At 36.7% G+C, this 20,734-nt stretch carries 21 protein-coding genes and 3 pseudogenes; 3 read left to right on the forward strand and 21 right to left on the reverse strand.

All coding sequences use genetic code 11. The features are described from left to right. Positions 1–120 precede the first annotated feature (120 nt). Both DET59_RS06610 and DET59_RS22310 read left to right on the forward strand, forming a co-directional pair. Positions 121–1,191 carry an IS1182 family transposase gene (locus tag DET59_RS06610; RefSeq protein WP_113968828.1) on the forward strand — a complete coding sequence of 357 codons (1,071 nt, stop codon included), beginning with the start codon at positions 121–123 and terminating at the stop codon, positions 1,189–1,191. Positions 1,192–1,206: 15 nt separating this feature from the next. Beyond that, positions 1,207–1,494: pseudogene (locus DET59_RS22310) on the forward strand (transposase); the annotation flags it as partial. An 82-nt stretch (positions 1,495–1,576) separates the two neighbouring features. Here the strand turns inward: DET59_RS22310 and merA are convergent. Continuing rightward, positions 1,577–3,217: a mercury(II) reductase gene (gene merA / locus DET59_RS06620; RefSeq protein WP_113968830.1), complete on the reverse strand. Its 1,641-nt coding sequence runs from the start codon at positions 3,215–3,217 to the stop codon at positions 1,577–1,579. A gap of 158 nt (positions 3,218–3,375) precedes the next feature. Here merA and DET59_RS22005 point away from each other — a divergent pair, with 158 nt between their 5' ends. Continuing rightward, positions 3,376–3,498, forward strand: a complete 123-nt coding sequence (locus tag DET59_RS22005) for a hypothetical protein (RefSeq protein ID WP_258549610.1) — start codon at positions 3,376–3,378, stop codon at positions 3,496–3,498. Here DET59_RS22005 and DET59_RS22240 read toward each other — a convergent pair. The 20 genes and pseudogenes from DET59_RS22240 to DET59_RS06720 form a co-directional block, all read right to left on the reverse strand. Next, positions 3,456–3,626 (reverse strand): mercury resistance system transport protein MerF, encoded by a 171-nt coding sequence (locus DET59_RS22240; RefSeq protein WP_309472439.1) that lies wholly within the window; start codon positions 3,624–3,626, stop codon positions 3,456–3,458. The two genes, DET59_RS22005 and DET59_RS22240, sit on opposite strands and share 43 nt — an antisense overlap. 71 nt (positions 3,627–3,697) lie before the next feature. Further along, positions 3,698–4,096, reverse strand: a complete 399-nt coding sequence (merR, locus tag DET59_RS06630) for an Hg(II)-responsive transcriptional regulator (protein WP_113968831.1) — start codon at positions 4,094–4,096, stop codon at positions 3,698–3,700. A 262-nt stretch (positions 4,097–4,358) separates the two neighbouring features. Further along, positions 4,359–4,763 carry a hypothetical protein gene (locus DET59_RS06635; RefSeq protein WP_113968833.1) on the reverse strand — a complete coding sequence of 135 codons (405 nt, stop codon included), beginning with the start codon at positions 4,761–4,763 and terminating at the stop codon, positions 4,359–4,361. Positions 4,764–5,130: 367 nt separating this feature from the next. Next, positions 5,131–5,859, reverse strand: coding sequence for a YwmB family TATA-box binding protein (locus DET59_RS06640; protein WP_113968834.1), 729 nt, complete (start codon positions 5,857–5,859; stop codon positions 5,131–5,133). 157 nt (positions 5,860–6,016) lie between these two features. Next, on the reverse strand, positions 6,017–6,238 hold the full coding sequence (locus DET59_RS06645) for a DUF2933 domain-containing protein (protein ID WP_113968836.1): 222 nt from the start codon (positions 6,236–6,238) through the stop codon (positions 6,017–6,019). 29 nt (positions 6,239–6,267) lie between these two features. Continuing rightward, positions 6,268–6,465 carry a hypothetical protein gene (locus DET59_RS06650; protein ID WP_113968838.1) on the reverse strand — a complete coding sequence of 66 codons (198 nt, stop codon included), beginning with the start codon at positions 6,463–6,465 and terminating at the stop codon, positions 6,268–6,270. A 112-nt stretch (positions 6,466–6,577) separates the two neighbouring features. Further along, positions 6,578–7,405 carry a prolipoprotein diacylglyceryl transferase gene (lgt, locus tag DET59_RS06655; protein WP_113968840.1) on the reverse strand — a complete coding sequence of 276 codons (828 nt, stop codon included), beginning with the start codon at positions 7,403–7,405 and terminating at the stop codon, positions 6,578–6,580. A gap of 420 nt (positions 7,406–7,825) precedes the next feature. After that, positions 7,826–10,254 (reverse strand): annotated as a pseudogene (locus DET59_RS06665) (heavy metal translocating P-type ATPase). A gap of 146 nt (positions 10,255–10,400) precedes the next feature. Continuing rightward, positions 10,401–10,805 (reverse strand): MerR family transcriptional regulator, encoded by a 405-nt coding sequence (locus DET59_RS06670; RefSeq protein WP_113968842.1) that lies wholly within the window; start codon positions 10,803–10,805, stop codon positions 10,401–10,403. Positions 10,806–10,869: 64 nt separating this feature from the next. Then, positions 10,870–11,904 (reverse strand): APC family permease, encoded by a 1,035-nt coding sequence (locus DET59_RS06675; RefSeq protein ID WP_258549599.1) that lies wholly within the window; start codon positions 11,902–11,904, stop codon positions 10,870–10,872. Between the two features lie 219 nt (positions 11,905–12,123). Beyond that, entirely contained in the window at positions 12,124–12,285 is a 162-nt protein-coding gene (locus tag DET59_RS21585) for a hypothetical protein (RefSeq protein ID WP_181778080.1), read from the reverse strand. 102 nt (positions 12,286–12,387) lie between these two features. Next, positions 12,388–14,292, reverse strand: a complete 1,905-nt coding sequence (locus DET59_RS06680) for a copper resistance protein CopC (protein WP_113968844.1) — start codon at positions 14,290–14,292, stop codon at positions 12,388–12,390. A gap of 189 nt (positions 14,293–14,481) precedes the next feature. Then, positions 14,482–15,200, reverse strand: a pseudogene (locus DET59_RS06685) (cytochrome c biogenesis CcdA family protein). 48 nt (positions 15,201–15,248) lie between these two features. Then, the gene (gene resA, locus DET59_RS06690; RefSeq protein WP_113968845.1) at positions 15,249–15,794 is read right to left on the reverse strand and encodes a thiol-disulfide oxidoreductase ResA; all 546 of its coding nucleotides are present in this window, start codon (positions 15,792–15,794) and stop codon (positions 15,249–15,251) included. Positions 15,795–15,803: 9 nt separating this feature from the next. After that, a complete protein-coding gene (gene ccsB / locus DET59_RS06695; protein ID WP_113968846.1) occupies positions 15,804–16,997 on the reverse strand; it encodes a c-type cytochrome biogenesis protein CcsB in 1,194 nt (397 codons plus the stop codon). Further along, entirely contained in the window at positions 16,990–18,618 is a 1,629-nt protein-coding gene (resB, locus tag DET59_RS06700; RefSeq protein ID WP_113968847.1) for a cytochrome c biogenesis protein ResB, read from the reverse strand. Before resB ends, ccsB begins: the two co-directional genes overlap by 8 nt. A gap of 175 nt (positions 18,619–18,793) precedes the next feature. After that, a complete protein-coding gene (locus tag DET59_RS06705; RefSeq protein WP_113968849.1) occupies positions 18,794–18,997 on the reverse strand; it encodes an SHOCT domain-containing protein in 204 nt (67 codons plus the stop codon). Positions 18,998–19,046: 49 nt separating this feature from the next. After that, on the reverse strand, positions 19,047–19,193 hold the full coding sequence (locus DET59_RS06710; protein ID WP_113968850.1) for a DUF1541 domain-containing protein: 147 nt from the start codon (positions 19,191–19,193) through the stop codon (positions 19,047–19,049). Positions 19,194–19,262: 69 nt separating this feature from the next. Further along, complete coding sequence (locus DET59_RS22315) at positions 19,263–19,385, reverse strand: DUF1541 domain-containing protein (RefSeq protein ID WP_113968852.1); 123 nt, start codon at positions 19,383–19,385, stop codon at positions 19,263–19,265. A 14-nt stretch (positions 19,386–19,399) separates the two neighbouring features. Beyond that, positions 19,400–20,731, reverse strand: a complete 1,332-nt coding sequence (locus DET59_RS06720) for a F510_1955 family glycosylhydrolase (protein WP_113968853.1) — start codon at positions 20,729–20,731, stop codon at positions 19,400–19,402. Positions 20,732–20,734 lie beyond the last annotated feature (3 nt).

Consider the following 20,734-nt stretch of genomic DNA (forward strand, 5'->3'; position numbering starts at 1 on the left):
CCCTTCTTTCATCTATATTAAAAAGGCTCCCCATTAGGGCTGTTGACAATCTAATAGGAATTTCTAAAATCGGTGTCGAATTAATATTCAACACCGATTTTTTTTATTGGGGGTATCCTTATGATGGGACGTAAAGAAGATACGCAAGGAAAATTAGAATTCATTGATATAGACGCGCTTGTTCCCGAAAATTACATTTTGAGAAAAATTCAAGAAAAGCTTGATTTCTCGTTTATTTATACAAAAATGGAAAAGTACTATTCACCAGTTGGCCGCAAATCCATTGATCCTGTCATTTTATTTAAAATGTTGCTGATCGGCTATTTATTCAATATTGATTCTGAACGGCAGCTAGAATTAGAGGTGAGATTAAACGTGGGCTATCGCTGGTTCTTAGGGTTGGATCTGACGGACCCCGTTCCCGATCACTCAGTATTCAGTCAGAATCGCCGCAGACGATTTAAGGATGGGAAGGTGTTCCAGGAAATCTTTGACCACGTGGTCCAGCTCTGTCTGAAGGAAGGACTTGTGACAGGAGAAGTAATGGTGACCGATTCTACCCATATAAAAGCCAGTGCGGCAAAAGACAAAGTCCAAAAAGTAGAAGTAACCAAAACCCCTTCACAATACCTGAATACACTTGAAGAAGAAACGAAAAAGATCGAAGAGGAATTAGAGAAAAAAAGAAAAGAATCCGGGAAGCAGAAGCGCGGACGCAAGCCAAACGAAACGAAAACTCAAACGGCATCGATAGTGACAACGGATATGGACGCTGGTGTATTAAATCGTCCAGGAAAACCTCATGGTCCTCACTATTTAGCACATACCACCATTGATGCCGCCCATGGAATTATCGTCGATATTCATCCAACGGCAGGAAACGTTAACGATTGTGAACCATTTGTTGAACGGTTAAAAGTGACAAAAGAGAAGTTCAATTTGACGATTCAAAAGGCAGGGGCTGACCGAGGATATGATACCACCCAGATCCACCATGGTCTTACTACCCTTGATATTACTGGTTATATCAGTCCAACTGAATCCAAGACATCTTTCAAAACCACTTCTTATAAGGACTTTACTTATGATCGAGAACAGGACCACTATACATGTCCCAATCAAAAAGTCCTTCCTTTTACGCATTTGGCTAAAAGTCAAAATGGAAATTATGTGAAAACCTACGCGGCTTAGGCAAAAGATTGTAAGGGATGTCCCTTCAGGGGAAACTGCTTCGGGCAGACAGCCAGAAGGCGAACAATCGCTCGTCCAATTGCACATGAATTGTTAGAAGCCAATGCGGAAAGAACCAAAACAAGTGAGTATAAGAGGATACAAAAACTAAGAAGGGTTTGGTGTGAGGGAACTTTTGGCACACTGAAAACAAAACACAATTTATACAAGACATATAAAAGGGGCATGGAAAAAATCCTGGAACAATGCCTCTTTTCGGCGATGGCAATAAACCTTAAAAGAATGATAAAAGGATTAAATTAGCACCAAAGAGGGGAGAGAGAAAGTAAAAAACACCTCTAAAAACGGAAAAAGAAGACAAAAGCCCCCAGTGGGAACCTTTTTATCATCCAGCGCAACAAGAGAGTTTCGAGACATCTTTATCAAATGTAAGAGCAGCTAATTTCAATCCTTCTGCCATTGTTAAATATGGTGCTAGGCTTTCTTTTAGATCCTCTACGGTTAAACCAAACTTAACGGCTAATGTCGCTGCATAAATCACCTCTCCTGCATTTTCAGATACGATATGAACCCCAAGCACTTTTAATGTATTCGCGTCAGCAACAAGCTTGAAAACACCTGTTGTTTCACGGTTTACTATCGCTCTTGGAACGGCATCTAAAGGCAATACAGATGTTTTCACTTCATAGCCTTGTTCTTTTGCTTGTTCCTCTGTTAAACCAACCGTTGCAATCGAAGGATTTGTAAAGGTAACACCAGGAACAACTGATAAATCTAATTTTTTATTTAATCCACCAATTGCATTATCTGAAACAATTCCACCTTCATAGGCTGCTACATAAACAAATTGAGGACCTAATGTGACATCTCCTGCTGCATAAATCTTTTCATTACTTGTCCTGGCATAATCATTTATCAGGATTTCTTTTCGATTTCCGACTTCAACTCCTGCTGCACTTAAATTTAAAGTATCCGTATTTGGTCTTCTTCCTGTTGCAACAAGTAGCTGCTCTGATTCCACCACTTTTTCCTTGCCATCTACTGTTACATGAACCTTTTTGATTTGCCCCTCTTGTTCTACACGCTCAAAAGTTGCCCCTTTGACAAGGTTAATACCTTGTTCAATTAACGCTTTTTCTATCGCCTCTGAAATTTCTGGATCATATTCTTTTAAAAGTCGCTCACTTCTTTGCATAAGCGTGACTTCTGAACCTAAATTATGAAACAATTGCCCAAGTTCCATTCCGATATATCCCGAACCTATAACCGTTAATCGCTTTGGCACCTTTTTAAGTTCAAGTAGTGTTGTACTTGTTAGATAATCCACTTCTTCAAGTCCTGAAATCGGCGGTAAAGAAGGAGAAGCACCCGTCGCAATTAAGAAACGCTTTGCAGAAAGTTTCTTCCCGTTAACTTCAACTGTATTAACATCAACAAATTTTGCTTCACCATCAATTAAATCAAAGCCATATTCATCAATTAAATTGACATATTTTTGTTTCCGTAGTTCGCTTACTAACTCATCTTTTTGCTTTACTAAAGGAGCTAATTTCACTTCTCCAGCAGATGTTTGTAAACCTATAAATGGATTAACTTTTGCTAAATGATTGATTTCCCCAGCTCTAAGAAGAGTTTTTGATGGCACACAACCAATATTTACACATGTTCCCCCAACGGTTCCACGCTCAATCATGGCTACTTTTGCCCCGTATTCAACTGATTTAATCGCAGCCGAAAAAGCAGCCCCACCAGAACCAATGATAAGTAAGTCATAGTCTCCCTCATCACCTAAAACCATTTTTTCTTCAGATTGTATTTCTTCTATTTCTCCAGGTTGGTATTTTGCTTTATCAATTGCCTTTTTTGCGCTTTCCACCCCAATATTATCGGGTAATTCAAATACTGCTTCACCACGACGAAAACTAGCTTCAATGTTCTTAGCTCCCACATTTTCAAGTACTACGGCTACATGTTCTTCACAACCCGTACAAGTCATTCCTTGAATATTTATCTTAAATTTATTCATTACCTCAACCTCCAGTTTTATTTTTATTTTACCTATTTCCTTATTTCATATGAATCCAAATACAATAAATAAATCTATTAATTATTTCATCATGCCTTATATCCCCTGACTGTATAATGTATAGATAAGCATTACCCCAGAAACGAAGTGGTATTAAAATGGCTATGCCAATTCAACAAAGACTTGCAAAAAAAGCTGAAAACATCGAAGCAATTGCAACAACTCTTTCTTTCACTTTTTACATCTCCTTATTTTTATGTGATTTTTCATATTTAGAATAAGCATAAAAAGTTAAACCAAGAAAAACAGCTAAAACAGGAATCAGAGCATAATCTAAGTAACCTGTCATCGCCCCTAAACCGATAGCATAGCACCTAATAAAATAGCTAGTATAGGGGTAGCACAACATAATAAAACAACAAATGTAGCTATCAATCCTGCAGTAAAGGTCTTTTTATGCTTCATTAGATATTTTCTTTCTCATTCTTCCTCAATTATTGTTTCTATTATTGGACATGCGTGTAACTGTTTTTCATCTGGACATCGCCTCTTTAAATCTTTTAACATCTTTTCAATTCGTATTAGATCCTCTATTTGTTTATGAACTTCTTCTTTTTTAGATACAAATTTAAACATATCTTCACAGCGAACTTTATCTTTATCTACGACACCTAATAATTTATAAATTTCACTTAAAGAAAAACCTAGTTGTTGCATTCTTTTAATAAAGCCTACACGCTTAACATCATGATTTGAATATATTTGAAAACCAGAATGATTTTCAAGTGGTTCTTGTAATAAATTCTTTCGTTCATAATATCTAATCGTCTCTTTATTTACCCCACATATATTAGCAAATGAACCAATACGATAACTCATTTATTTCACCCCTATAACAATAATAATATTTTTTTCTTCAAGTATTCTGCCCAGTAATTGGATTTTGGCAATATCCGAAGATCAAATCATTCTTCAATTATTGCAACAGCATTTTTGTCGGGAGTTTTTATTCGAGAGTGTGAGGTTGTTAATTACTGATTGATTTAAATTTTGATTGGGTTACCCTTCTTGCCATACGGTCCAAAATTTAAGACTATTAAACTTTGGCTTATAAGTAGGTATGTATCTCTATTTTGATTCTTCAAGGCAATAAACATGAATCCCCTACAACAATTCCTTCGCCTATTCCCTGGGTAGGTAGAACTTCTTTTATTCCTCCTAAATTTTCAGGTAACAAGTTACTAACAAAAAACATTTTTTCATAGAGAGGCTTCCCATCTTCTGTTGCAATTAACATTATTGAAACGTCACTTAAAAAAGGATTTATACATTTTTGAGTAGCTTCTTTTCCTAAGTCAAATCCTCTAAAATCTTTATTCATTATTACCATACCAATTGATGCTATGCTTGTACAAAAGGAATTATTGTTGCACTTGATACAATTTTTCATTTGCATTGTATGTCCGAATATTTTACCAGAAGACATAACTGTACCAATTTCATTTTCATCATAACCCCATTCAACTGAATCAGAGAGCTCAGTCAAACCAAACCTGCGACATCATATCCATTAAACTGGACTAATTCTAACCTTGATTTATTACTTACAATCATTTAGTGTCTCCTTGTTAAATTTAAACAATTGGAAAAGTAGCCGGTATAGAAGAAATAGACACACATCATCAAGGGAAAGTACAGATCACAAGCCCGGTTAGGCGGATAAAGCCTTAGTATTAATTATAATAAATCCCAGGGAAGAAAATTATACCGTATCATTTAATCGGTATTCTAACGATACTTGTGGACATAGTGGATAAATAAATATGATGCTTTAGTGTAATTGAACTAAAATAAAAAGATTAATGTTATTGTTAACATTGCTCTTTCAATGTTTAACCCTTAGAATAGTTAAATTAAAAATCAGTAGCTATAATTGGGGTGCCGAGTGTAATGTGAGTCTTGTTTGAAGAAGCATTATATCTATGTGCTATTTGCAGATTAATTGATTCATTACTAACTGATTTTATTTCCGAGCTCCAATTCGGATTGTTTGCGGAAACTGATATGAAGTTCTTTTCAGTTAGATCACCAACATGCTTAGCTTCGAATTCATTCATTATTTTTTGAGTAGAATAAGTCAAATCCACTTTTTCATTAATATGTCCCTTCACCGTGTAAAAAGTCTTGTCAATTTTAAAGTAAGAATTTATTTGTTCTCTAGCCCGGGTGTAAAGTTCTTTATCCCACTGTTCGCTGCCTATTTCAAATGAAACAAAAATATTATATATTCCTTTATTGTAAAATGCATTTATTTCCACCTTATTTATAGTTAAATCTGGATCAATTACTCCCATAGATTCCCCTTGTAGACTAAAGTGATGCCCTTTTTTCACTTTTCCCCATTTAGTTATGAAAGAAAGCTCCTCCTTCGTTTCATTCACTGTATGTATTAAGTCTACATAATTTTTGGCATCTCCTAAAGGAGATTTAAAAGTGGCCTGCCATGAATCCATTATAATATTATGCTTTTTTGTGACATCTACTATTTCTGTTAGCCTATTTACCTCTTTGCCATCATGCAGAAAGCTCATATTAATATAGATGAATAAGATGGTTACAACTAAGATTATTTTGGTCCACAACTTTTTTGCCACCTTCGCCCTATAATGTTAGACACTTAAAGAGTTTATTATTCTATTAATACAAATGATAAATATCCGGGCGGGTAAACAGTAAATAAATAAGGATGGAATGACACTTTTCAATGCAATGTCTTCCATCCTTTCGTTTACTTAACAATTATGAGATTTGCTTATCTTTTTGGAGATTCTTTTCAGAGAAAGACTTTACCTCATTCATTAGAATTCTATTCTGTTCTTGCAGTTGCTTTACTTCCGTTTGAAGAGAATTAAAATCCACTTGACTGGATTTCTTATTGTCGCAATTCTTTCCGCCTGAAAACATTCCCTTCAGACAAAACAGCATCATTAATGGACATAACAAGTAGATTAACCATTCCATACACTTATCTCCCTGGGTTTCAATTTACCTTATTCATTTTCGGAAGACTCCATAAATTCACCGCATGCTCGCATCATTTCTTGTCCCTGGGGGGAATTCATTGCTTCCATCATCTTCATCATTCCATTACTGTTCATATTGTCGGAAGGACTTGCGAAAGCAAATTGTCCCACCACCAAGAATGAAGCGATTGTAAATGAAGCAATCAATGCTATTTTCTTTTTCATCTAAGTCAAACCTCCTTTCCTCTTTTACATAGTATATATAAATAATGTGATGAAAATATGGAGAAGAATTGTAATGTTAAATATTGAGCTCAACCATTAAAGAGTTAGAAAGCTATCCTTGAACAATGTAATAAATAAGTAGTGAGAAGACACTAAGTAAAAATACATACATAGCGGTTTTCAAGTATTGATTTTTCGGAATGCTTTCCCCTTTTTCCACACCTTTTTTCTTTCGTCGCAGCCAAATTATTATAATGCCAATTATAATGCCGATAAAACTTAATAAATGACTAACGCTAAATGAACCAAACACCATCGGGTTTACTCGTGAAAATTCTACAACGCCTCTAATAACCAAGTAACCAACAATATAATGAAGGAATACCTGACCTTTATATAGAGGACTCTTTAATCGGACCCACAGGTACCCAAACAATAAATAATCCAACAAGAACTCATAGGCTTGAGCTGGATGGAGGAACTCTCCTCCTCTTTCCACTGCCCACGGGAAAACATGTGAAATTGGTCCTCCAAACACATCACATCCTATTCTGCTAATACCTTGTGCTAAAATCAGCGATGGAGCGACAATATCTAATGTTTCCCATATAGGCATTCTATGTTTCTTTAAAAATAAGAATCCGACCAATATCCCTCCAGCTATTCCCCCATGAATGGATAAACCACCATTATGGATGTATAACATATCTATAGGATTAGCAAAATAGTATGAAGGATTATATACTAAAATGTAAACTAGACGGGCTCCTAAAATCCCTCCTAGCAAAGAATACATTGCTCCATCCATTAGTAATTTATGGTTCATTCCTCTTCTCTTTGCTTCTTTCAAAAACAAAAAGATACCTGCTAAAGAACCGATTGCGATCATTAAACCAAAAAAGTGAATAGTAAATGGGCCTATACTAAAAAGCGGCTTCACTGATATTCCTCATTTCATTATAAATTCTTTGTTTTCTAGCAAAGAAAAGTATACTTTATTAAAATGGAGTTTATATGGAGAATGAATAATCTTTTAAAAAAGAGGTTGGGACAAAAGTGTTTTAGTCTAAATAAAACCCGAACTATTCTGCTTTTTAGTAGGCAGATTTGTTCGGGTTTTTTATTTGTTTACGGTACATATGATTTTAGCTCTTTCCAGCGGTTGATTGGAGTGCAAGACGAAGACTCCTGCGGGAAAAGTAGCTTATGTGAGACCCCGCAGGCTTGCCGAGGAGGCTCACGAGCTACCCGCGGAAAGCGTAGACTTGCACGGAAATCATTAGCGGTATTCAGAACCTACACTACTAATTTTCGTCTTTATATCGTGGTTTTTTAGTATTGTCCCAGTCTCCAAAATTTATTATACAGCTCTGGAAGGTTTCCATCTTCGTAAAAATAATGTATTACCAACGACCGATACGGAGCTAAACGCCATTGCAGCACCTGCAAGTACGGGATTAAGTAATCCTACTGCTGCAACGGGGATTAGAATCGTGTTGTATGCGAATGCCCAAAATAGATTTTGTCTTATTTTACGCATCGTGGTTTTGGAAAGTCGAATGGTGTCTACAATTCCCATTAGGTCTCCCCGCATTAGTGTCACATCTGCTGCTTCAATAGCAACATCCGTTCCTGTTCCAATGGCAATTCCGATATCTGCTATAGCAAGAGCTGGAGCATCATTGATACCATCTCCTACCATTGCAACTATTTTTCCTTCTTGCATTAGTTTTTCTACCTCTGCAGACTTATCTTGAGGAAGTACTTCTGCCAATATTCGATTAACACCAACTTGCTTGCCAATTGCCTCTGCTGTACGTTGGTTATCGCCTGTAATCATTAACACTTCTATACCCATTTTTTTAATCTAGCGATAGCTTCTACTGATGTTTCTTTTACCGTATCGGCAACGGCAAGTAGACCAGCAAGTTCATTGTTGATTGCCATCAACATTGCTGTTTTTCCTTCGCTCTCAAGCTCTTCCATTTGCTTGACTATTAGTTCAAAAGGAATTCCCTCTTTTTGCATTAATTTTTTATTACCAATATGAATTGTTTTGTCTTCGACTGTTACTTCGATACCATGGCCGGGAATTGCGTTAAAATTAACAGGATCACTTAATGAAAGACCTTTTTCTCTAGCGCCATTTACAATTGCTTCTCCAAGTGGATGCTCAGAACCTCTTTCTGCAGAACCTGCTAGTAGAAGCAATTCCTCTTCTTGAAAGTTCTTCAATGAAATAATATCAGTCACTTCTGGTTCGCCTTTTGTAATCGTACCAGTTTTATCTAAAATAACTGTGGTTACACGATGGGCACTCTCTAAGTGTTCTGCCCCTTTTATTAGAACACCATTCTCGGCTCCTTTTCCTGTTCCTACCATCACTGCTGTGGGTGTTGCCAAACCGAGTGCACAAGGACATGCAATTACTAGAACAGCAACTGCACTTACAAGGGCAGGGGTAAATCCATTCACGAAAAAGGTGATTATGAACGTTACTAATGCTATTCCGATAACAACCGGAACAAAAACCCCGGAGATTTTGTCAGCAAGTTTCTGAATTGGAGCTTTTGAGCCCTGCGCTTCTTCGACAAGCTTAATGATCTGTGCTAGAGCTGTATCCAACCCTACCCTAGTTGCCTTAAACTTGAAAGAACCATGTTTATTGACAGTGGCACCAATTACTGGATCACCAACATTTTTGCTAACAGGCAAACTCTCTCCAGTGAGCATTGATTCATCGATGGTGCTGTTTCCCTCTGTTATCTCTCCATCAACTGGTATTTTCTCACCTGCTCGAACGAAGATAACATCTCCTACAACTACTTCCTCGATGGGAATATCTATTTCTTCTCTATCACGTATAACCCTTGCTGTTTTTGCCTGTAACCCCATTAACTTTTTAATTGCATCCGAAGTTTGACCTTTTGCTCTTACTTCCAAAAGTTTCCCAAAAACGATTAGTGTAATTATTATTGCGGATGCTTCGTAATAGAGCCCTGCTTCTGCTCCAATTAGGGTTATAACCAGGCTATAAAAGTAAGCTGCGGAAGTTCCTAAGGCAACAAGCGTTGCCATATTAGCACTTCCACCTCTGAGTGCATTAAACGCATCCCTATAAAAATGACCACCTACAAAAAATTGGACTGGTGTTGCTAATAATAGCTGAATCCAAGGATTGATATGGTATTGAAATCCAACATCCCATCCATAATGGACTTGAAGATCAGAAATCATTTGCGGTAAGAACCACACGGATAAAAGTGCACCTAATAGGAACTTATTTCTTTGGGATTTGTATTCATTCTCACGCGTTTCCTTTTCTGCATCTACGGTAGCAGCCTCTGAAAATGTTGCGCTATACCCTGCTTGCTTTACTGCAGCAATCAGCTGATATATATTGGTTCTTCCTGGAATATATTCAATACTTGCCTTTTCATTGGCCAGATTTACATTTGCATTGACTACTCCATCTACTTTATTTAGTCCCTTTTCTATCCGAGTGGCACATGCTGCACAAGTCATACCGGATATTGCCAATGTCGTTTTTTCATCACGAACCTCATAACCTGTTTTTTCTATTCTATCTATAATAGACTCAAAAGATGTTTGGGAAGGGTCGTAAGCTACACTTACTTTATCGTTGGCCAGATTCACATTTACCTTATTCACCCCATCAAGTTTTAATAAATTTTTCTCGATCCTAGTTGCGCATGAGGCGCATGTCATTCCTATAATCCCCAAAGAACTTTGTTCGTCCGCCTCCCGGGATTTTGCTTCACTACTCATATTAAACCCTCCTTTTTAAATTCTTTTTTAGTCAGTGTGCTTGCTGTTTAGCTTGTCTAGAGCGAGAACTTTTCACGCATCCTAGCATACATAAAAAGATATTCATCAATCATTCTCACTAACAACGTACCCTATTGGTTGAAGATTTAATTAGACTCTGTAAGGTCTTGTATAATGGGACACTCACTAGAAGGCACACCAGGCCCCGGGCATTCATCTGATAATTTCTGCAATGTACCCTTTATTCGCTGTAAATCATTAATCTTTTTAGTGATTTCCATTATTTTTTCAGATGTGAAATTCTTTATGGTCTGAGCATCATGCCCACCCTCCGATATTGTCAATAATTGTTTTATTTCATCTAGAGTAAAACCAAGTTCTTTGGCTCTTTTGATAAACTTAATTCGTGCAACATATTCCTCCGAATAAACTCTATACCCACTTTCACTTCTAGGTGGTTCTGGCAGGAGACCTCGTTTTTCATAAAATCTGATCGTTTGTAGATTTATGTCTGCTTGCTTCGCTATCATACTAATCGATAATCCAATCATATTCATCCTCCTTTCATAGCCATTATAAAGTCTGTAGTAAGGTATAGGGTCAACCATTTTTTTGCTATACCGATTTAAAAATAACCTTTCTCCTGCAAAAGTTATCATGATAAGGATAGCAGCAACTACTACTATCAAAAGGCATTTTAAAATGTTTATGAGGTATGAGTTTCATCTCTGTAAGCATGGCCAACATTCGCGAAACCGCAAATACGGACGCTATAATCCCTGAAATGGTGGCAATAATAGCAATAATTACTGTAATCCACACATGTATCACCAAATGCTGGTCTTGAATCTTCGGCCAAGCATAGTCTTTTGCCTTAATAATCTCTGTTATTGATAAATTGGTAAACACAGCCCAAGACAGCAACACATATACAACTATACTTATGGAGATGGATATTGCGATGGCTTTTCCGATATTCTTCTTTGGCTTTGTTATTTCTTCCCCACTATTCGTGATGGTTGTAAACCCTTTAAAAGCCAGAATTGTAAGAGCTGTTGCTGCTATATAGTTTTCCATTGGTATATCTAAAGTAGAATTATCGTTATTAACAGGAGTAAAGGTGAAATCAGCAACCCATATACCAGCTAAAGCGATTGTAGTCAGTCCAATTATTTTCAATAAGGATGCAACATAAGTAAAACTTTGAATATAGGAATTTCCAGAAATGTTCACTATAAATGAAAACACCAATAACCCCACGCCTAGAAGTGGTACAAGCCAGTCTGCTTGACTCCCCTCAAATAGCTGAAGTATATATGTTCCAAATGTTCTAGCCACAAGGCTTTGGTTTATGACCATGGAAAAAGCCATGAGCAATGCTGCAGATGCAGTTATCGTCCCTTTTCCATAAGCTTTTACCAGAAACATTCCTATACCGCCTGCTGAGGGAAACTGTTGACTCATTTTTACATAGGAATACGCACTAATAGCTGTTACAATACTTCCAATAATAAATATGAGGGGAAAACATACCCCAGCTAATTCAGTTACTTGACCGAGGAGAGCAAATATACCGGCACTAATCATAACACCGGTCCCCAGTCCCACTGCCCCTATAAGCGAAATACTTTGTTTCTCATACTCAGTCACACTAATCCTCCTAAAGTGAAATTTGATGTCCACACGATCTAATTCTTAGTAAATTACCCTGTATTTGCCTTATAAATCTAGAAGATCGTCACATCGCGTCTGAAACTGATTTTCCCTACAGAAACTACAACCTACACTAATAAAAAAATAAATAAAACACCTCCGATTATTTCAAAATCGAAGGTGTTATTATATTTTCTTTAGAATAATACGGTTTATTTAAAGCAAGCTACGACATTCACGAATACATTCTTCTAAGTCTTTTGCCGCATGCTCCATTTTTTGCTTAGAGCCTGCATGCGCCTTTGTCATCGCTTTGTTTAAATGTGTTAAAGCACTTTCACATTCAGTTAAACATTCTTGTAAGTCGTTCTTATTCATCAATACTACACCCTTTCAACTAAATTCTTTTCACTTTATTGTTTGCAGTTTCACTTTATATATTCATGTTACTAACAAACCTAGTTTAATTATGCAAAGGGCTTATTCATTAAACCTTAACTCACCAGGAACAACGACTTTGTAAAGGAACTTTTCTTTCGTTCCATCCTGATAGAACGTTGCAACTTCCATACTCATTGTGCCAGATGCATGCAATAAATTCCCTGTGATTTTAAATGTGTTTTCATCTACTTTAAATGTTTTGTATTCAACATTATACGTTGGCGGCATAGACAGGTATACTTTTACTTCCTTCACAGCCTTACCACTGAAGTCCATTGTTAAGACATTCAAGCCTGGTGTTAATGGTGAAAAACCAACTTCTAATTCCTCTCTCTCATCTCCCAAGGTTTGAGGATAGACTCCCTGTTCAGCTACACTTGGAGTTGAAATAACTAGTAAAGAAGCGAGTAATAATATAATAGAAGCATAAATGATTTCAACTCGTACTCGTTGGATAATAAGGCGTAGAGTGCTCTCTGTCCACTTTTTTAGAGTTTTTCTTTGAAAGAAACCAATGATTAAAACTAACATAGTAATAATAATTTTTATAATTAATACCTTGCCCCATTCACTTTCAACAAAACTACTTACAGAAAATGAAGGTACATACTGAAAGGTCATGATAAATCCTGTCACTATTATGATCACTAAACTTAGCAGTGCCCATTTTCCAAACCTCGGAATAACCACTGTTATCCATCTTTTCATATCCTCTTTTTCAGGATGGATAATGATGATGAAAAGCCCCCCAATCCAAACAGCTGCTGCCAGCAGATGAAGAGCATTAATACCCATAGTGATAAATCCGCCATATCGTGGGTAAGCAGCATGGCCGACGACAAATGGCATCAATACCACAGGAATACTATAAAAGTAAATTTGATACCTATTGATAAAGTATCCGAGTAAAAGAAACAAAATTTGTAATAATGGAATCCAAGTGAATTTCAACTTCAAGAATTCTTCAAATGAAAGACCTTGCAATTCACCCTTCTGAAGAACCATGATAATCACTTCCCCTAATATTACTAATGATAAGAATAGAGGGGATATCTTCCTCCACTTTAAGTTCCTTTTCTCCTTTGAAATAAACTTCAGAAAGAATGATCCGCCAAATAAAATGGTAAGTCCAACAAACACAAACCAATACCCAAGTTGCTTTAAACTTAAATTTGGGAGAGAAAAAGACCCTTTAGGCTCCCCGGTAATCGATTGTTGTATGGGAGTGAATTCATCAACCGCAAAATAAAATACATTTACTATATCTGGTTGACTAACTTCTGCCTCAAGAGGTCTTGCATACCAAGTTACCTGATAAGTACCTGAATGAAGCGTTTCCTCAAATGGTACAGAAAGATGATTTGGATTTTCAGGATCAATCTGTGGTGAACCTAAGCGTATTGATTTCTGTTTATCGTCGAAAACACCTATTGCTGTAATTTCAGCTGGTTTATTGAACCAAAGATCAATCTGATTTACTGATTGGTTCGTAATCTCACCATCTACGGGTGAATATTTTAATACCTTAAAACTGTCTTGCTTGATAATTTCTTCATCATTAGTAACTTGAAACTTTAATTCTTCATTAATGACAAAACCATCTAGCGCAATCACATTAATCTCAGCAATGTATAATCCAGACGGCAGATCCCCTGGTATTTTACTTATGATATGGGTTTTATCCACCGGGTCAACAAACGCTTTTCCAGTATCTATATAATTCCCACTGTTATCCTTTACCTTTATAGACTCTGAGTGCAGGACAACGGGATCTTGAAACCATACCTCAATGGATTCAGGACTGGAATTCAATTTTTCTCCTTCCTTAGGGTAAGTTTTCTCAAGACTGGAATGAGCCAGACCAGTTAGTGGTGGATAAATAAACATAAAAAACAGCAGCAAAAATAAGCCTTTTTTTAGTACGATGCAATAGGAAGATGGCATAACTAATTCCCCTTAAACTTTAATGAGTTTGGATGTTTCCATTTATAATATTATTATCCGATTTCTTCGGATTTTGATTATTGTCAGTGAAAATATTAATAAACAAATTTATTAATAGGAAGATAATAACAATAGTTATTATGGTCCATGTTGAGTTTTTTATTTTCATCTAAATCCCTCCAGAAATGCTTAAAAACCGGTAAACCCACCAAAGAATCGGTTAGAAAGAAACGATGTCACTTTTGTCATCCAATCAAGCAATAAGAATACACCCATAATTATCATAAAGTAACCGCCGACTTTTATAAACTTGAGGTTGTACTTCTTTATCCATTTCAATTTACCAATAAAAAATACCATTACTAGAAAAGGTATAGAAAAGCCTAGAGAATACATCAACATATAGAATAAAGCCTGACTTGGATTCGTAACTCCTAAAGCAATGACGGCGGCTAAAATCGGACCTGTACAAGGTGTCCACCCAGCAGCAAACCCTACACCTATCAAGCTTGAGCCCATATACCCTGCTGGCCTATTTCTAAATGACAACACCTTCATATCCTTCATTAAAAATGAAGGCTTTATACCTCCAATGGTTACGAGTCCAAAAAAGATAATTAAAAGTGAGCCAACTTGTCTAATTAAATCATCGTATTTAAGAAAAAAAGTTCCAATAAAGGAAGTTGAGAATCCGATGGCTACAAATATTAATGTAAAGCCTAGTAAAAAGAAGATTGTATGAAGGATTGCCCTCCTTCTTACCAGGTTATTGTTGTTTTCTTTTATTTCTCCTCTATAGACATTCCCGTTATATAGGATAAAAATGCCGGATAAAGGGGCAAACAATAGGGAGAGATGAATGATAAAACACCCGCTCCGAATGCAAAAAGGGCATTTACATCCGTCATAGGAAATTCCGACTCCTTCCATTAGAAAAAGGGAGCAGATTACTCCCTTCAATCTTTATATTTTTCAGGCATTATAGAATGCATGTACTTTTTTATTGTTTCTTCTGATAAACTTGCTGTTACTCTATCTACTACTTTCCCTTCTTCGTCGATCAGGAAGGTAACCGGAATAGGACCGACTCCATAAGAGTCCAGCACTTCTTGATTTTGATCTAAGAGTATTGGAAATGTAAGGCCGTACCTTTTGGCAAATTTATCAACCGTTACTTTAGGTTCCCCTACATCGACAGCCAGTATAGTCACTCCTTTATATTTAAACTCTTCAAATTGATTTTGCATATAAGGCATTTCCTCTTTACAAGGGGGACAATACGTTGCCCAAAAATTCAAAAAAACGCCTTGCCCTTTATAGTCACTTAATTTAACGATCTCTCCCTCTAAAGTTTCTAACTGAAAATCAGGGGCTTGATCCCCGGTCTGGACTACTCCATTATTGCTATTTGTAAGATTTGTATAAAGCACATATCCAATCAAAGTAACAAATACAGATAATAATATTGTCCTTATAACTAACCTTCTTTTCTTTTTATCCATAAAATCCTCCTATGCATACGAATGCAGGCCAGCAATGACGAGATTTACCACAATTAAATTAAACATTATAATCACAAACCCTAAAACGGTAAGCCATGCAGATTTCTGCCCTTCCCATCCTTTAGATAATCGGAGATGAAGGTAAGCTGCGTAGAATAGAAATGTTATTAACGCCCAGACTTCCTTGGGGTCCCATCCCCAAAATCTTGACCAAGCTTCTTGAGCCCAGATCATAGCAAATATTAGAGCACCTAATGTGAATACCGGAAATCCAATCATGACAGATCTATAGCTTATTTCATCTAAATGTTCAGGGTTAATATTCTTTAACAAAGGCTGGATCTTTGCACCAATTCGCTGCAGGAATAAAAGCCTGAGTAAAAAATATAGGACTCCTCCAGCAAAAAGTGACCAAACTAGTGTATTTAATTTACGTGGGGCTTGGCTCCCATTCAACCAAGAAGGGGCTTCTGTAATTGATTTAAATGAATGAGAGCTGTTTACTACTTCCCCGTTAGGAGGTCCAACAATAGCTGGTAGCTTATAGACCAACTCTTCTTCTTGCTGTGTTTCACTAACCCACTTAAACGTCGTCTCGAACTCCATTGCTGTAAAGGCAAAGGAGATCATGGCGAACGCAAGAGTGCTTATAATAGAGTAAAAGACAAATTCAATACCAAAGGTACTCTTACTTCTTCTCGATTGATCAACCACTCGTAATAGATAAATAAAACCTGCCACAAAGCTAATTGCAAGTATTCCCTCTCCCAGTGCTGCTGTTGTTACATGAATTTTCAACCAGTAACTTTGTAAAGAAGGGACTAACGGGGAGGCTTTTTTTGAGAAGACACTAGCATATGCTATGATGGTTAAAGCAGTTGGTAAGCTAAAGAGGCCTATTATATTCGTTTTATATATAAAAAACATAACAACATGTGCTAAAACAACCATCATTCCTAAAAATGTTGTAAATTCAAACATGTTACTTACTGGTACATGGCCAATTTCGATCCACCTAATAATAAAGTAGCCAAATTGAAGGCAAAGACCCAAAAGTGAAAGAACTAAAGAAATTGCTCCCCACCTATTTGACCTGGAGGCCGATTTATTACTTTGAGAAGAAAGCGATCCCCAAATGAATATCGTTCCTACTAAATAAGTAAAAAATGCTCCTCCCAATAGGTAATTACTAATGTCAATCATTTTTTTTCTCTCCTTTATCTTCTGCTTGGTCTGCGGGTATATTTAAACCTGTACTTTCAACAACATATTCAATATCTTTTTTTATACCGTACCAGTTTTTACTTGTATGAGCTGCAATCAATACTTCATCCCCGTGAACTTGCACCCATACTCGGCGGTGATTCCAATATAGCCCTTGAATTAACCCAATCATGAAAATGAAACCACCAATCCCCAATATCCACAAAGTATGGTCTTTCCTGATAGTCAACCCACTCAGGCTCCTTACATCCAATCCAGAGAAAGTCATTTTGTACTGATTTTCTCCAAGCGGTTCTAAATTCTGTTGAATTGCAACAAAACTAGTTTCTCCCTCTGGAGTTTCAGGTGTAAACATTTTAAAAATGAATGCTGGATTATTCGGGAGGCTGGATTTTGTTATCGGCCCCTCTTCGGAATCAAATTCAAAGTCAGGGAAGTAATCTAACACTTCAACTCTGTATCCATTTCCAAGATCAAAATTAGTCTTAGGGTTCAACAAATCCAATTCAATATTTCCAAAAGTTTCTCCACTTTCCTTCTCTTCTAACTCAAACCTCATTTTATGGAATTCACCTTGCCTATAACTTGTCTGATAAAAAGCAAAGCCCTCAATCTTCATAGGGTTATTAACAGTAATTGGCCCTTCCTTAATTTGAACTAATTCTGGTTTAGCCCCTGCCATACCTTGATTTTTATTTTTATAAAGAATTGCATTTGTTTGATAAGTCTTTGGTATTGTATTTCCTACTTCATCAATTGTTTCTTGGAATTTTTCATCTTCTTCTCCGTATGTTTCAAAGATAAATTTCTCGTTTTTAATATAGTATTTTCTGTCAGTACCGGGTACTGTTTCCGTTTCCCCATCACGAACCCACAATATTTCATCTACATACATACCTGGAAAGAAGCGTAACATGGCACCAATCAGTACGATGATAAGTCCCAAATGGTTAACATACGGACCCCATCGTGAAAACCTGCCTTTTTCTGCGAGTATATTCCCATTTTCTTTTCTAACCTTATACCGCTTTTCTTTTAGATTATTTGATACTTTCTCTATGGATTCTTGGTGGTCTATTATAGGTGTAACTCCAAATATTCTTTGTCTTTTAAGAAAGCTATCATGGCGTGTAACACGTTGTTTTTTAAGTGCGCGGTATAACGGAACAACCCGGTCCAAGCTAGCAATAATTAATGACAAGCCCATAGAGGCCAGCAGCAACATGTACCACCAGGATCCATATAAATTATGAAAACCTAAACTATAAAATAAAAAACCTATAGTTCCATATTGGTCTTTATAAAAGTCCGCTGGTGTTATGTTTTGTGGAATATACATTTCTTGTGGTAAAAATGTTCCTATAGCAGAAGCAACAAGTGTTAAAAATATAATCCATATCCCTACCTTTACAGAAGAAAAGAAATTCCATATCTTATCGACAATCGTTTTCTGACTGGTTTTGGATCTTCTGGCTACCCCTTCATAGCGCATATTTAATAACTTCTGACCTTCAATAAGCGTAATTGGCTTTCCACATGATTCACAAAACTCTGTTCCTGCTTTAATTTGGTGGCCACATTCACATTTAACGTTACTCACTTTGATTCAACCCTTCTTTGTAACTTCTGATTCTCACAGGTTTTACTATAATTGAAAAATGTGTAGAAAATATGGAGACTGAATTCCACAAATATGCACAGAAAAAAGGAACTGATAATGCCCCAATAACGGGCAATCAGTTCCTTTCTTATTGGTTTGTATATAAATGAGGCTATTATCTTTCAAGTAGGAGAGTTTTTTTCTCTTCAAATTCCTCCCTTGAGATTTCTCCATTCGCAAACCGTTCTTTCAGAATACTTAGAGCTTTATTAGACTTATTTTCAAAAGGTTTTACTATTAACATGATAAATCCATAAATAGCAAATCCGATTATCACTATCCAAATTAGCATGTTTAGCATCATTCCCAATCCCATCATACATAATCACCCTTTCATGATAACAGTTCAAATTATTTCTTTGTCGCATTCAATTTAATAGGGGCTTTAGCTCACCTTCTGTAACCCAATTATGATTTGTAACTTCAAGACCATCAGTAGTCGTGAAGTCAACCATATACACAGTTGTTTTTTCAGCATAATCGATTGTTTGAATGGATTCTTTCATACCTTCCATATGTGCTGCCGTCGTATTAATTTTAGTACCTGGCTTTAGTAGTTCATACCCTGCATCAACAAACTCCTCTTAAATAATCCACTTATGCTCCTTCACCAATTCTCCAAGTGGATCAGTGTAGGGAGTTGCATAAGCAGTTGTATCAAAAGCTCCCACTATAGTAACTTCAACATTTTCCAACATGTCACCCATATGGCTCGCGAGGCTTATGGCTTTTGAGCCAACTGGATACTTGGGGATTTCTGCAACTTGAAGTTTTCAGGAACATCGGAAGAACCACTCATGTTCATACCTGAGTGATCCATAGCATGTGACTGCCCTTCACTGGTATCACTCTCTAGGGAAGATGAGGATACCTCCTCCTTATTTTGGGTGACGGACTTTCCCTCATCAACTAATTGAGACCAACTTCCCCCTCTATCACCAGTAGAGAAAATATCTTTTTTGAATGTCGAAATTACAATCTGTTGCTCATTTTGAGGATTAATAGCAATATAGCTAATTGCGTCTTCCTCTTTTATTGACGGAAGTGGCAGACTCGTTCTTTCCCCATTTTCGGTGTTTATTTGGGTTAATTCCACCTTGCTGGACACACTTCCAGCATAAAGCGTTCCTTGATTTGAAAATGATAGCGCCGAGGTTGGAACATTATATAATTCTTCGAAGGTATCCCCGAAATCTTTGGATAAAAAGATTCCTTGGTTCGTTGATACCGCTACAACTTCTTCTTGATTCGGATGAACAGCAATAGCCGCCACTTGACCTTTAATACCTTTCATCCCAGTTTTATTCCAGGTTTTAGTGTCATCCAGAGAATAGTACATCCCTGTGTCGTCCATTTGCGAGTTCTCTTGAGGATTAAATACGTAAATGGCATGATTGTTGTATCCCACGTCCATTGCGTGAAAATCTATTTCACCATAAAGACCTAAAGTTTTTAAATCCTCCCCCAGATTGGTACTTCTAACAATTCCAAAAGGGTTTTTCATAGATGAGTCTGGAGCTGGGTGTCCACTGCTGTAAAATCCATCATCCACCATGGAAAAGCCCATATAGTCATGTTTTTCTCCGGCTGCCCCTGACCATTGCCCATTTCTGAAAACTTTTAACCCATCATGAGCAGGGACGTATATTTCAGAGCCATCATTAGTAAAACCTAAGCCATGGATGTGCATAAACTCCCCAGAACTTTCACTTCCATTGTCCCCATTGAACATTTTTATAGCTCCGGAAATAAGTAAAGCAACAATTCCAAAGATGGCAATCCATTTGCTGATTTTCACTAATTTTTGATAATGCTTCTTTCTTATTTGTCCTTCTTTCTTTTTAACATCAAAGGCTTTTTGTTTATTATTTAATACAACAACCGTGATAATGGCAAGTATAGTTATGACACTTGCAGCAATCATACTATAGTCTACTACTAAGGAAAACGTTGATGTTTCGGAACGCTCCTCACCCTCATGCCCAAATGCTTGGATAGGAAACATCATCATTAATACAAGTATTGATAATAAAATTGATTTGATATTTTTCAAAAC

It is taken from the genome of Rossellomorea aquimaris, from assembly GCF_003315075.1.
GTDB classification, from domain to species: Bacteria; Bacillota; Bacilli; order Bacillales; family Bacillaceae_B; genus Rossellomorea; species Rossellomorea aquimaris_C.